General features: G+C 61.3%; 12 protein-coding genes and 1 pseudogene. 4 read left to right on the forward strand and 9 right to left on the reverse strand.

The window, feature by feature from the left end; all coding sequences use genetic code 11:
• The 3 genes and pseudogenes from ACEW8Q_RS22345 to ACEW8Q_RS22355 all read left to right on the forward strand — a co-directional run.
• Nucleotides 1–789, forward strand: a pseudogene (locus ACEW8Q_RS22345) (hypothetical protein); the annotation flags it as partial.
• A gap of 17 nt (nucleotides 790–806) precedes the next feature.
• Nucleotides 807–1892 (forward strand): hypothetical protein, encoded by a 1086-nt coding sequence (locus tag ACEW8Q_RS22350; protein WP_373506285.1) that lies wholly within the window; start codon nucleotides 807–809, stop codon nucleotides 1890–1892.
• A gap of 133 nt (nucleotides 1893–2025) precedes the next feature.
• Entirely contained in the window at nucleotides 2026–2712 is a 687-nt protein-coding gene (locus ACEW8Q_RS22355; protein ID WP_373506286.1) for a glycosyltransferase, read from the forward strand.
• Nucleotides 2713–2833: 121 nt separating this feature from the next.
• Here the strand turns inward: ACEW8Q_RS22355 and ACEW8Q_RS22360 are convergent, their stop codons facing one another.
• From ACEW8Q_RS22360 to ACEW8Q_RS22385, 6 genes are all read right to left on the reverse strand, one after another.
• The gene (locus ACEW8Q_RS22360; protein ID WP_373506287.1) at nucleotides 2834–3364 is read right to left on the reverse strand and encodes a hypothetical protein; all 531 of its coding nucleotides are present in this window, start codon (nucleotides 3362–3364) and stop codon (nucleotides 2834–2836) included.
• 140 nt (nucleotides 3365–3504) lie between these two features.
• Nucleotides 3505–4503, reverse strand: a complete 999-nt coding sequence (locus ACEW8Q_RS22365; RefSeq protein ID WP_373506288.1) for a glycosyltransferase — start codon at nucleotides 4501–4503, stop codon at nucleotides 3505–3507.
• Between the two features lie 20 nt (nucleotides 4504–4523).
• A complete protein-coding gene (locus tag ACEW8Q_RS22370) occupies nucleotides 4524–5471 on the reverse strand; it encodes a hypothetical protein (protein WP_373506289.1) in 948 nt (315 codons plus the stop codon).
• Nucleotides 5472–5569: 98 nt separating this feature from the next.
• Complete coding sequence (locus ACEW8Q_RS22375) at nucleotides 5570–7660, reverse strand: sulfotransferase family 2 domain-containing protein (protein WP_373506290.1); 2091 nt, start codon at nucleotides 7658–7660, stop codon at nucleotides 5570–5572.
• Nucleotides 7661–7810: 150 nt separating this feature from the next.
• Nucleotides 7811–10075 carry a glycosyltransferase gene (locus ACEW8Q_RS22380; RefSeq protein WP_373506291.1) on the reverse strand — a complete coding sequence of 755 codons (2265 nt, stop codon included), beginning with the start codon at nucleotides 10073–10075 and terminating at the stop codon, nucleotides 7811–7813.
• A gap of 133 nt (nucleotides 10076–10208) precedes the next feature.
• A complete protein-coding gene (locus tag ACEW8Q_RS22385) occupies nucleotides 10209–10403 on the reverse strand; it encodes a hypothetical protein (RefSeq protein WP_373506292.1) in 195 nt (64 codons plus the stop codon).
• A gap of 191 nt (nucleotides 10404–10594) precedes the next feature.
• Here ACEW8Q_RS22385 and ACEW8Q_RS22390 point away from each other — a divergent pair, with 191 nt between their 5' ends.
• A complete protein-coding gene (locus tag ACEW8Q_RS22390) occupies nucleotides 10595–11962 on the forward strand; it encodes a hypothetical protein (protein WP_373506293.1) in 1368 nt (455 codons plus the stop codon).
• Between the two features lie 23 nt (nucleotides 11963–11985).
• Here ACEW8Q_RS22390 and leuB read toward each other — a convergent pair whose 3' ends face one another.
• The 3 genes from leuB to ACEW8Q_RS22405 all read right to left on the reverse strand — a co-directional run.
• On the reverse strand, nucleotides 11986–13095 hold the full coding sequence (gene leuB, locus ACEW8Q_RS22395; RefSeq protein WP_373506294.1) for a 3-isopropylmalate dehydrogenase: 1110 nt from the start codon (nucleotides 13093–13095) through the stop codon (nucleotides 11986–11988).
• Nucleotides 13096–13166: 71 nt separating this feature from the next.
• Complete coding sequence (locus ACEW8Q_RS22400) at nucleotides 13167–13532, reverse strand: hypothetical protein (RefSeq protein WP_373506295.1); 366 nt, start codon at nucleotides 13530–13532, stop codon at nucleotides 13167–13169.
• Between the two features lie 11 nt (nucleotides 13533–13543).
• Nucleotides 13544–13782 (reverse strand): universal stress protein (locus tag ACEW8Q_RS22405; RefSeq protein ID WP_373506296.1); only part of this gene is annotated, 239 nt, incomplete at its 5' end.

The following is a 13782-nucleotide window of genomic DNA, read 5'->3' on the forward strand; positions in this document are numbered from 1 at the left end:
CGCGACGCCGACGCCGCCCGTCTGGCCGAGGCCGCCGCAGCCGGGGAAGAGGCCAGTACGGAGACCGCTGCAGAAGAAGCCCGGAGGGCGAGACAGGCCGCAGCGGAGGAAAGGCGACGCCTCCGCCGCGAACAGGGCCGCGATGTTTCTTCCGGCGAAGGTGCTGCCGCTGGACCCGAGGATCCCGCGCCGGCTGTCAATACGCTGGAGGCGAGGCGGGCCCGCCTGGCTGCAATCGCGGAGAAGCGGCGGCAGCGGCTCGAAGCCCGCCCAGGATCGCCAGAGCCGGACAATCCCGAGGTGGCGTTGACGGCAGACAAAATGCCCGAGCCGGTTATGCCCGCGATGGCATCATCGGGCGCGGAAACACAGCCAGCCCCGCCCGCGTTGCGCGCCATGTCGGGCCTCACACGGTTGATCGGCGACCGGACGCACCTCCTTGACGAAGCTGAACACCAGGATGGCAATGCGGCCGGCGGCACGGCAAGCGAGATTGTCAGGCGTGCCCTGCTCCGCCAGGACCGGGCGCAGATCAAGGCGTCGCGCGCCGCGCGCATGTTGCTGCAGCATCTCGAAGCCGGGCCAAACGATGACTCGGCTCGCACCGAAGCGCGCATGATGCTGATATCGGCCGCGCAGGAGACAGCCGCCGCGGAAGCAGCCGAAGCCCGCAAGCTTCTCGAAGGCGCATTGTCGCCCGCGCCCGGCGATGACGCCGCCGAGGGTAGCGCCGGCATTCAAACGGCTTTCGGCCAGCCAGCCGGTGGCCGAGGCAGTCAAGACAGATGAACTGGAATTGATCTCACATGAAAATTGGCTACCGGACAGTCCTGTTCATCTTGTTGTTCGTGCTGCCGCTCGCAGCATTTTCCTACTATCAGCTTCGCATCGCGACCGACAGGTTTCACAGTGACTCGACGATCTCGATTGCCGAGGACAACAATTCGGCGCCGTCGCTGGACCTGTCCGTCATCGGACTGCCCACCACGGGCGATGACAAGGATGCACTGACGCTCGTCACCTTCATCACCTCCCTCGACATGCTGCAGACGCTCGAATCCGAACTGCAATTGCGCCAGCACTATTCAGAACCGGGAATCGACTGGCTGTCGCGGCTCCCGGCCGAGGCTTCGCTGGAGGACTTCCACAGTTACCTCGAGAGCTACATCGTCGTGGAGTACGACACGACCTCGCATCTGATCAACATCCACGTCGAGGCCTTCTCGCGCGAGTATGCGCAGAAGATCGTGAACACCATACTGACCAGAAGCCAGAAGTTCGTGGACAATCTCAACTCGCGCGTCACGCTCGAGCAGACGAAGTTCTTCGAGAACCAGCTCAAGATGTCGGAGACGCGCCTGCGCGAGGCCAAGGGCGCCCTCCTGCAGTTCCAGCGTGAACACGGCCTTCTGACCACCGATGCCGAAGCGCAGATGATCAATGCCAGTATCGGCGTGCTGAACGCGCAACTCCTGACGAAGCAGGGAGACCTCGAAGTGAAGCGGCGGGAGCTGAACGAGAACTCGCCTGTCGTGCAAGGCCTGCGCGCCGAAATAGACACCCTCAAGCGGCAGATCGTGCAGGAAAAGGACAAGCTGTCTATCGGCACGGGCGGTTCGGCCGTGAGCGAGCTGGCCGCGAAGTTCGGAGAGATCCAGTTCAACCTCGAGTTTGTCGAAACGATCTACAAGTCGAATCTGACGCAGTTGGAGCGCGTGCGCGTCGAAGCCGCCCAGCGCCTCAAGTACCTCATCATCGTCACCACGCCCTCGGTGGCAGATGCGTCTCTGTTTCCGGACCGGACCTACAATATCGGCACGGCGGCCATTCTTCTCGTCATGGCCTACTTTGTCCTGTCGCTGATCGTGGCGGTCATCCGGGAACATGCCTGATCGCCGGACATGACCCAAGGGAGATACAGGAATCGGCCCACGGATCGTCGTGGACCCGAAGATTGTGCGTGCACTGCAACAAGACCCCGGCTAGAATTTCCCGGGGCATACAGCTGAGTGAGGATGAAGACGCATGAAAGTCTATGTGGGTTACGACAGTCGTGAGGACATTGCCTGGCAGGTTTGCCGCCACTCCCTTCTGCGGCATTCGGCACCCGGCCTGCCGGTCTACCCGCTTCGTCAGACCACCTTGCGCGAACTGGGCCTCTATTCGAGGCCTGTCGATGCCAAGGCTTCGACCGAGTTCTCGATCACCCGGTTTCTGACGCCGTTTCTCGCCGCCTATGATGGCTGGAGCATCTTCACCGACTGCGACTTTCTCTACACGGCCGATATCCGGGAACTGGAGAAGAGCCTCGATCCGTCGAAGGCCATCTGCGTCGTTCAGCATGACTACACGCCCGCGCTCGCCATCAAGATGGATGGCAAGGCCCAGCACGTCTACCCGCGCAAGAACTGGTCGTCCTTCATCGCCTTCAATGGCGCGCATCCTGCGGTGAAGGCACTGACCCCGTCGCTGGTCAACAGTGCCGAGCCCGCCTACCTGCATCGCTTCACATGGGCCGATGACTCTGCCATCGGAGCGCTCGATCTCAAGTGGAACTTCCTTGTCGGCGAATATCCCAAGCCCGCCGCGACACCGGCTGCAATTCACTACACCAATGGCGGACCATGGTTCGACAACCACGTCGACGTCGACTATGGCGACCTGTGGTCAGCCGAGCGCGACCGCTATCTGAAGACAGCAAGCGCAGCCTGAGGCAGCAGCCATGGGAGCTCTGCCTCCATGGCAGATTCCCCGCTCTTCACATGAATCAAAGCAGAAGGCGCCGGTAAGAAACGGCGCCTTCGTCATCATTCGGGCCGATTGAGCGAAAAGATCAGGGCTTGGCGTTCTTCTCAAGCTCGCGCCACTCGGCGACGATCTTCTGGGTGATCTTGTTGGGCACGCGGCCTTCGGTGTAGCCGAAGACCTCGAAGTGATGGGCCGCATTGCGAACCTTGCCCGACTTGATGGCAAGCGCCACGTCCGGATAGGTACTGACATACCATTCCTCGTCGACGGCATGGGTCAGAGCCGGGCGGCCCTCGAGATAACCATCGTTGACGAAGTGGTCGAGGCCCGAATGGATGCGCCCTGCATTCACGGCCTCGCGAATGTCGCCATAGCGCTCAAGATAATGCCTCTCGTCGAAGAGACCCGAGACCGCGGCTTCAAGAAGCTTCCGGAATGCAACGAGTGGCATGGTCACCATCTCGTCGCCTGAAGCCGTCTTCTCACGCCGTATCAATTTCTTCATCAGCGCATGAGGCGGGATATACCCCGACCCGTGCGGCACTGTGCCCGGAGACGAGCCTTGCTCGTCCGGCACACCCGACTTGAACGTCGACTTGCCCAGAAATTTCGCCATAACATCTCACCTGTTCGCGCCCCGGTGGATTATAAACACGGGACCCATTGCGGTCACAAGAGTTTACTGCGAGCTGAATGAAATTTTTCAGCCTCGCGCCCGGCACATGGCTAATTTTGTTTCATCTGCATCGTATCCGGTCAACTGCGGGTGAACCACATCATGATTGCCGCATCCATCATCCGTATGCAGAGCATTGCCCTGCGCCGCTGTCCATGCGCGAGCAGCCGTGCGATTGCGCGGATGTAGGTGGCGGCCAGACGGGCAAGTCCGGTGCGTTGAATGACGAACATCGTTGCAAGCGGTTGCGGCAACGCTCCCTCCCGTGCGAGAGCCGCCGCGACAGCCCGGCGCTCCTCGAACATGCGGCAGGATTTCGCGCGATAGGCCCGCAGATGCCTCAGTCCGAAGGACCGCCGCCGCGCGGAAGGATCATAGGCGTTTGCACCGACCTGGTTCCGGTCATGCTGGATGTAGTCGACAAGCGGCTCCGGCAGGAACTCCACCCGGCCGAGGCTGGCGGCCGCCGCCGCCGTAACATGATCGTGCAGGATGCTGGTCGTGTTCGCCTCGATGAGCCGCACGGCAAGGCGCGCCGTCTGGGCCGTGAACAGCGACGTCATTCCCGTGACCGCATTGAGAAGCAGGTGCTGGTGCAGGTCCTCGGGTTCCTGGCGCCGCTCGTAGCGGTGAAGGGAAGGCGCGATGACACGGCCTTCCTCGTCGATCACCCGTGCATCACAATGGACGAGCTGCGCCGATGTCTCCTGCAGGCAGGCCAGCGAACGCGCGAGCTTGCCGGCATGCCACACATCGTCCTGGTCGCAATATGAGAACCACTCCTCGCCCTCGCTGGTCTCGATGGCGAATGCAAGACCTCTGGCAAACGCGGCGCCGGCTCCCAGCGGCGTGTCATTCCTGATAAGGATGAACCCCGAGCGCTCGAGGTAGCCGGTGAGTTCGCGGTCTTGTGCGGTCTTCGCACCATCGAGAACGCCGATCAGCCGGAGGGCGACGCCTTGTTGCCGGAGAAGCGAGTCCACCTGGCGCTCCACTAGGTCACGGCCCGCCTCGTGAAAGGCGGCGATCACGGCGACCCGTGGCAGGCCGGCTGTCGAGGCATCCTGCTTCAGGGCCATCGGGACACCGCCTGTTCCTGTCAGACAAGCCCGTAGGCGATCGCCTTCTTGCCGCTGTTGGGAAGCACTGTGCTGGAGTTGCCGGCAGTCACCTCGATGACATTGTCGCGGCTCATCGAGTTGTCGATATCGATCTCGAATCCATGGTGGCCATCCCCGATGCCCGCATCGACCAGATCCTTCCGGCGCACATTCGCGACAGCGCTTGCCGCCACCTGGCCATTCACCTTGAGCTGCACGTTGGCCTTGAGCTTCGGCTGGTCGATGACCATCGCCCAGCCTCTCAGCTTGCCGTTCACGATCCTGTCGACATGCCCGGTGTAGCGCAGGCGCGAGGCCTTGAGATAAGCCTCGGGGCCGTTCTTCACGGTGTCCATGCCCTTGGCGATCATCTCGGCCGTCGGCTCGATGCCGGCGAAGCGTGCAGTGCGCACAATCGATTCTTCCGGAAACTGGATGAACTTCTCGTAGCTGACCAGAAGCATCGGGCATTTCAGCGGTGCGATGTTCCGGATCAGCTCCTGGTATTCATCGGCGTAGCGAGGCAATGCGGAAAGGACATCCATCTGCATCGACACATGATTGCGCATGGCGATGGCCAGAACGTCACGGAATGTCACGATGATCCGCGGCTTGCGCATCATCGGCGTGAGCTGCTTCAACACCTTGTAGGCGTTAGGCCGCTTGAAACCCCACACCGCGTGCTCGGCATTGCGCTTGGCGATGAAGGCCTTGAGGCCCGCGAAGTCCTTTGCATCGATGAACTTGGCAACCTCGACATCCTCGTAGACGGCGCTGTCAACGACTTCGCCCATGTGGATTCCAAAGGTCTTCAGGAGTGCGGACAGCATCGACGTGCCGCTGCGGGTGAGTCCCACGACCGCAAGTGTTGCCTGGTCGCCAAAGGGCTGGGCGTTGATTTCCGCCAATCCCTTGTTCACGAGCGCCGCTGGAAGGTCCTGACTCATGTTTTGCACTGTTCTTCTGATACGAGATTGCGGGGGAAAGCCACCGGGGACATCGGCCGGCGCCTCAGGTGAGCTGCGATTCCGTCAACGGGTTAATGTCACAGGTAGTCACGATAGGCACTGAAGTCCTTGTTGTAAATTGCCTCGATCTTCTGCTTCGCCTCCGGCGTCAGCAGCTGGTTGTAGCTGGGGAACTGTCCATCCGCGACAATCTTGCGGTTGAAGTTCATCTTGTCGAGATTGTCTCCGACAAGCGGCACGTGCTGTGCCTTGCGCTTTCCTTCAAGGTCATGCAGCCAGCTGAACGCCTTGAAATCGGTGAGCGGCATTCCCGCGTCCCGCTCGAAGGTGTTGAGGCCTTCGAAAAGATCCTGCTTCGAGATATTGACGATATGGCTGGGCTGGTGCTGCGCCTCGTAGGGGTGATACTGGGGCCGGAAGTGGATATCGACCGCGCTCATGTCGAGGGTCGCCACGAAGTCGAGGAATTGCTGGAACGACATGCCCTCGTCGATCGACCACTTGCCGGATTGATACTTGGCCAGCGCCGTGTCGGCGAACCTGGTTTGCAGCGCGTGACGGTAGATGCTGACCGCGCGGCTGTAGGGATCGCGAATGATGCGGACCGAACGAATGCCCGACAGATCGCTATCAACACTTTCATTGTAGAGCTTCGACTTCTCGAAGATGTCCATCCGGTGCTTGTGCGGCCAGGTCGCGTACTTCCGGACCTGCGGCAGAAATCCGGAGACATGGCTGAACCACACATAGCAGGTGGTGCAGGCCGACTTCGGCGACCACAGCACCATCAGCTGCTTGCGGACATTGATCATCGGACGCGGCGAGTCGGTCAGCGGCGGGCGCCGTGGTTTGCCCACTACGGCCATCGGGCGGTCCTTTCCAGCGGGTGCGGCGGGTTTGCGTGCGTCGGCCGAAACGGGTTGTGTTTGCGGCTTGATGACCTGCGCCGGCTTGACTGCCTCTGCTGCGTCAGGCAGGGCGGCAATGACCAGCGTTGATTCAGCGCTGTCGCGATCCTCCCGCAGGTCACGCTGTGCCGCCTTGCCGCGCTCCGGCTTGCCTTCATGCTGGCCATCGTGCTGGGCGCCAGCGCGCGTTTTCCCGGCATTCCTGCTTTCACCCGATTCCTTTTGCCGGAGGCGTTCGGCAGCAATGAACATGCCGAGAAGCCGCCATGTGCTGAGATCGTGATCATCCGGAACGGTGATGTCGTACCTGCGCAGAAGTTCCGTGAGCTTGTCCGACAGCCCAGGAACAGGCGACAGCAAATCGTCCACCGACTTGATGTCGTCGGGCCGTTCCTCGCCAAGGTCCTCTTCGAGCGAACAGCCGAGCCGCTGTTCCATCCATTCCGTATCCCCGGCGTGCTTTGCTAGTATGTGCTTCACCAGGGCGGGTGAAAGACGGAACTTGGTGGCATCGAGCGTATTGAGCGCAATGGACAGTTTTTCACCCATGCCGCCCCGGACAGGGGGGAGGCCTTCCTGTTCCGAAATCTGGCAATACTGATAGATGATCTGCGCGGCGACCTTGGTGATCGACTCGTTCTTCCGCATGACGTTGATGCTGGATTCGGGAATTCCCACCTTGCTGCAGAAATCAAGCACGACGTCATTCTTGACGAAAGCCGCAGGGTCGAACTTGAAGAGCCGGACCTTGTCGCGTCCGAACGCGGCATCAAACTTCTTGAATTTTCCGCGGTAGTCGGGAACCGACCTCTCGACCTCGAAAGCCTTGAAGCTGCCGCCCTTTATCCTCTGCTGCGTGGCGCTCGACAGGAACGCGGCCGGGGACCGCACATAGGCAACGACATCCACGTCGTCATAACCGTTGCGGGCAAGGAATTTCTGCATCTTCGCGATTTCGTCGCGCTTCCACCTCACCAGCCCCTCACCCGAAATCACCAGCGTCCTGCCGTTTGCGGTTTCGATGGAGTTCTTGAGGTCACGCCGCGCGCTCTGGACGAAATTCTTCATCTTGGCGCGCGTCTTGTTCAACTTGTGACGCTTGGGATCGTTGGCAAAGACGGAGTATACTGGGATGCTGTGATTGGGTGTTCCGCCGACACGGGCATAGTAGAAGTCCGCGTCATCCAGTTCCTTCAGGCTGTTCTGGATGGATGTCGTACCGGTCTTGTGCATACCGATATGCAGAACACACTTGGGCATCAGTAACTCCTGTCTGAAATCGGACATCCGGCCATCATGCTGGCGGCGGAATATCCGGCGAAACGCAAAGGTATTGTCCGGGATAGAGCCGACGGAGCGGCCGCCGCGACCACAAGGCCGGCGCGCACACAATTTGCCGCTTGTTGCGCCCTAGTCCACATTGATCGAATAGTCTTCATACTTGAGGGTCAGGTTGGGAGAATACTGGGGATCCTCGACAAGCGCGCCGCCCCACTTTTCCTTCATGAACATCACTTCCGACTTGAAGCGGGCCTGCTTGACGGGATCGTCCTCGGTGCCGCGCGAGATCGACTCGTGGTGATAGAGTTCGGCGAATGGCGTGAAGCAATTGTTGTAGCCGGCCGCGGCCACCTTCATGCAGAAGTCGACGTCGTTGAACGCGACCTTGAGGTTCTGCTCGTCGAGCCCGCGCACTTCGTCATAGATCGACCGCTTCACGAGCAGGCATGCTGCCGTGACGGCGGTGACGTTCTGCACGACCATCAGCCGGCCGAAGTAGCCGCGCGACTTGCGGTCGAAATACTTGTGCGAGTGGCCGGCAACGCCGCCGAGGCCGACGATCACTCCCGCGTGCTGGATCGTGTCGTTGGGATAATAGAGCTTGGCGCCGACGCAGCCCGTGCCCGGCCTGATGGCGAGGCTCACCATCTCGGTCAGCCAGTCCGGCGAGATGACCGTGATGTCGTTGTTGATCATGCCGATCACTTCGCCCCTGGCGTGGCTGACACCGAAGTTGTTGATGGCGGAAAAGTTGAACGGGTGATTGTAGGGAAGCACCCTGGCTGTTCCCGCTTCCTCGAGTTCGCGGAAATAGTCCAGCACGGCTTGATCGTCGCTGCCATTGTCGACAATCAGAATCTCGTAGTTCGGATAGGTCGTCAGCTGCTTGATCGAGTCGATGCAGGCCTTGAGAATGCCGTATCCGTTGCGGGTCGGGATGATCAGCGACACCAGTGGCGGCGGATCGGGAATATCGTAGCGCACCCGGTACCAGTTGGTGGTGGGGATCTGTTCGACCTTGCCCTTGATATCGATGCCATCGATGAAATCCTGAAGGGCCTTGATGGCATTGTCGACAGCATAGCTCTTCGAGCCTTCGTCCTGGGCCATGGACTGCGCCGTCAGGCGCCAGTGATAGAGGATTTTCGGAATGTGGACGATCTTGTCGGTGTCGATCATCTTCACTATGCGAAGATTGAGATCGTAATCCTGGCTTCCGTAATATTCCTTCCGCCACCCGCCAACGGCGCGGATATTGGCCGTGCGGTGGACCGTCAGGTGGTTGAGGTAGTTCTGCCCGAGGAACAGGTCCGGGTTCCACTTCGGCTTGAAGAACGGGTCGAAGCGGCGCTTGCCGTCTTCCTCGATCTTGTCCTCGTCGGAATAGAACAGCTCGGCGTCGGGATAGGTGTCGAGGGCGAAGGCCACTTCCGCAAGCGCATGCGGACGCAGGATATCGTCATGGTCGAGGAGCGCCACATACTCGCCGCTCACCAGCTCGAAGGCCGAGTTGGTCGCCTCCGCGATATGGCCGTTCACCGTGCGGAAATTGACCTTGATGCGCGGGTCGCGCGCCATCCAGCGCTCGAGCGCGGGCCTGACCCAGCTTGCGCTCGAGGCATCGTCGGCAATGCACAGTTCCCAGTTCGGATAGATCTGGTTCACGACGCTTTCGATGGCTTCGTCGAGAAGCGTCTCGGGCGTGTTGTAGACCGGCATCACCACCGAGATCAGGGGCTTCCGGGCCAGCCGCTCGACCTTTGCAGCGATAGCCGGGCGTTCCTGGTCCGAGTAGTCGAAGTAGTTCATCCATTTGACATAGCGCGCATCGCCCAGGCGCTCGGCCGGGCCACCGTCAACCACCTCGAAGGCAATACCGGTCTTTGCCACCATGCGGATGGCCTTCATCAGCCGTTGCAGCTTCGGCTGCTCCTCCCCCGCATTGGCGCCATCGCGCATGGCACGCACGGCAAATGTCCGGGACGGCACGCGCCGCACGATGAATTGCCGCAGCCGGAACGCGCAAGACGAGGATTCCGCCGGGTCGAACCGGACCATCTTGCAGGGCCCGGTCAGATACAGGAACAGCTTGTAGTGCCCGGTCCCGGTCCGGCGCATCAGTTCCGATGCGGCCTGGGTGAAGCCCCTCCGGCCATGAAAATAGACCCGCGGATAGATGCGGCCTTCGAGGATTTCGATATCGAGCTCGACCAGGAGGGCGCCCTCGTGGGCCGCCTCATCGAGCCGATAGACGATATAGGGATCGGTGCCGGTCGCCCGCCAGACGTCACCCTGAAGCGCCAGGTCATTGGAAGAAATGGCACGGTTGGGCTCAAGGAGATTGATCTCTCCCTTTGCCCCTCCGGCCCGGAACAGTCCGAAGTGCCTAATCACAAGATACCTGAGCTGAGCATGGATTGTCTGGAACGCCGTTTCTGAAACCGATGACATCTCCGCACGGGCATAGCAATTGCCCGGGCCGGAAGAGGCCCCTCATCGAGGCGAACATGGGATGTTGGTTGATATTCTATTCGGTTTCGGGCTGCTCGGCAGCCTTTGCGGCTCTCCGGTCGGCCTTGAGGGCCTTGCGTTCCTCGACAAGCTTCGCGCGCTCCTCGGACATCTCCTGCAGGCGGGCGGTGATATACAGAAGACGGCTGCGGGCGTTCATGGGCTTTGCTTCCCTGCGCTTTGCTTTCGCTTCCTTCTCCGTATCGTCCATGCCGAACTCCTTTGAGTACCATTTGTGACGCCCCAACCGTTGTTATTGCAGCGCAACGTGGCATGATGTCAAGCCTGATGGGATCGCCGCGCCGCAGCCCGGCAACTCCAGAAAAGCCTTGTTTTCTTGGTCACTCTCAATAAATCAATCCGACGGCATCGACGTCATCCTGTCAATGATTGGATCGAACCTTGACAATATCCTCCACCCTTCGCACCGCCGCGCTGTCGTTCACCGTGACGCTCACGGCCTGCTGCGCCGCATTCATCTCGCCTGCGCTGGCCGACGACGCCTGTGAAATCTCGCAGGCAGCCGGGAAGCCCGTACCCGCCCGTGCGTCCGGGGCCGAGACCGGCCAGTTCCGGATTTTCTGGCAGATATCGACGCAAATCGAGGACGTCGCAGATGCCGCAGGCAATCCTGCCGCGCTGAAAGACATCCGCGAGGCACGGGCCCTTAGCGACGGGTACTATATCAACACCCTTCTGGCCGGCCCCCTGATCTACTGGCCGGGCCGCCCCAAGCAATGCGCGCTGAACAAGAAGGTCTCCGCTGGAACGGAGGAGATCGAACTGGATGGAGAGTTCTTCACCCCTGAGGGCGGTACCGCCACACGGGACGCGTGCGCAAGGACGCAGGAAGAATTCGTCAGGAAGACCGGTAAGTATGCCAATGCAAGGGAAATGCAGATCGACGCACTGAAGCGGGTTTTCAGGAACCTCGATCTCGTCCAGGAGCAGAAGCGTGGCAAGCTTGTCTGGGGCGAGCAGCTCGTGACGACGGAGGAGTTCAGTTACGATCGCAGCTCCGACAAGGTCAGGCTCAACCAGCTGCCGCGCACATACTGCGTGATGAACAGCGTCGGCATCACGCTCGACAACCTCATGCTATACATGGAACCCGGCCTGCAGACCAAGAAGAACAACTTCGTGTGGATTCCGCTGCGCGGCAAGAACGGCAAGCTCAAGGACACGCAGAATGCGCGACAGGCCAAGATTCCGGAGAATGTCCACGCCTTCAACCTGATCACGCAGTCTTTCGCGGCGGCGGATGTGCCCGTCGGCGGGTTCCGTCCCAACATCCGGCGCTGGAACGAGAAGCGGTCCCCCCGGCTGGTGAAGGAACTGGCTGCCCAGCCGGACTTCGCCGGATTCAATTTCGAAGGTGGCACGGCGATCATGCCGGGCGCCAAGAACCTGATCGACAACTATGTCGAGGGCATCAGCTGGATCCTGATGAACACCGACAAGAACGTATCGATGCTCATGCCCGGGTATTGGCCGCGTGACATGGTGGGCAACGAGGAGGAAGTCGACCAGCTCGTGACCCGTCTCCGTGAACTCATCACCGGCCTGAACCAGCGGCTTGGCAAGAAGATGGGCACGAAGAACGGCAACGCGATCTGTTCGAACCGTATCAATCTGGTCGTCGCCAGCTATGGACAGCCGATCCACGTCAAGACCCTGCCGATGCGCCGGGGCGATGGCCGCCTTGCCGGCACGGTGACGGGCCAGATCAAGCTGCTGTCCGATGTCCGCAAGGAACTCTGCGGCGGCTGATCGCCGCCGCAGAAGGCATTGCCTCAGGCGAGCGCCTGAAGCTCCTTGAGGATCGCGGCGCCCATCTCGGTGGTGGTCGCGTTGGCCGGCTGGCTGCCCGCGATATCCCGGGTGCGGATGCCCTTGGCAAGCACCGCGGAAATCGCCTGGTCAAGCTTGTCGGCCCATTCCCCCAGCCCCAGCGAATAGCGCAGCGCCATGCCGAAGGATGCGATCATCGCGATCGGGTTGGCGGCACCGGTCCCCGCAATGTCCGGCGCCGAGCCATGCACCGGCTCGTAAAGCGATTTGCGGCGCTTGGTCTTTTCGTCGGGCGCGCCCAGCGAGGCGGACGGCAGCATGCCGAGAGATCCGGTGAGCATCGCCGCCACGTCCGAGAGAATGTCGCCAAACAGGTTGTCGGTGACGATCACGTCATACTGCTTCGGCCAGCGCACCAGCTGCATGGCGCAGTTGTCGGCCAGCACATGCTCGATCTGGATGTCCGGGTATTCCTGCGCATGGATGCGGGTGACCACTTCGTTCCACAGAACGCCCGTCTTCATCACGTTGCGCTTCTCGGCGGACGACACCTTCTTCTTGCGCGTGCGGGCGAGTTCGAAGGCAACCCGGCTGATGCGCTCGATCTCGTAGGTATCATAGACCTGCGTGTCGATGCCGCGCTTCTGGCCATTGCCGAGATCGGTGATGGTCTTGGGTTCGCCGAAATAGACGCCGCCCGTCAGCTCGCGCACGATGAGGATGTCGAGGCCTTCGACCACCTCGCGCTTGAGCGACGAGGCATCGGCGAGGGCCGGATAGCAGATCGCGGGGCGGAGATTGGCGAAGAGGCCCAGGTCCTTGCGCAGGCGCAGCAGGCCCGCTTCGGGACGGACATCGTAGGGAACCTTGTCCCACTTCGGCCCGCCGACCGCGCCGAACAGCACGGCGTCGGAGGCCATGGCCTTGGCCATGTCGGCCTCGGAAATGGCCTGGCCATGAGCGTCATATGCGCAGCCGCCGACGAGCCCGCGGTCGGTCTCGAAGCGGGCGATCCCCTGCGCGTTCATCCACGCAATGATCGCCTCGACTTCCTTCATGACCTCCGGGCCGATGCCGTCGCCCGGAAGCAGGAACAGATTGTAGCTCGCCATGTCATGCGCCCCATTATTTGGATTTCGGGCGCGATGGGTAGCGGGACTGCGCCCGTGAGGCAAGCCCCAACCTAGACGGGCTGCACCCTCACGACCCGGAACGTCCTCAGTTCATCGTCCTCGCGGATCGAGACGTATTCGCCGAGCGTGAATGCGTGGTCGCCGAAGCGGTAACCGGACTCGTCGTCCTCCTCATCCGACTCGATGTCGTAGTGGAAGGCCCAGGACCCGCCCGGCTTGCGGATCAGGTGGCCGATGTCGTCGGCCTCGCCCGGCCGGAAGCGGCGCACCCGGCAATTCTCGCGCCGCTTGTGCCACTCCTCCGGATTGATCTTGCCGTTCGCGTCGAGAGGTGCTGCGAACTCATACCCCACAGCGGGAGACCCAGCGGGGTGTTCATGGTCGCGCGCCAGTTCAAGCCTGATCTTGGTGAGCATGGTCAGTCCCCTCAATGCGACATCAGTACCGGGCGGGTCATGCGGGTCAGCACGAAGCGCGTGGCGCCGCCGAAGATGAACTCGGCCAGCCGCGAATGTCCGTAGGCGCCCATCACGATGAGGCCGGCGCCGCAATCCTCCGCACATCGCATCAGGGCCTGGCCCTCGTCCATGCCATCGGTCGGATACCCTTGGGTCTCGGCCTTGACGCCGTGACGGGCCAGCGATTCGGCGAGATCGGCGCCGGCGA

The organism is Aestuariivirga sp. (assembly GCF_041738905.1).
Lineage (GTDB): Bacteria > Pseudomonadota > Alphaproteobacteria > Rhizobiales > Aestuariivirgaceae > Aestuariivirga.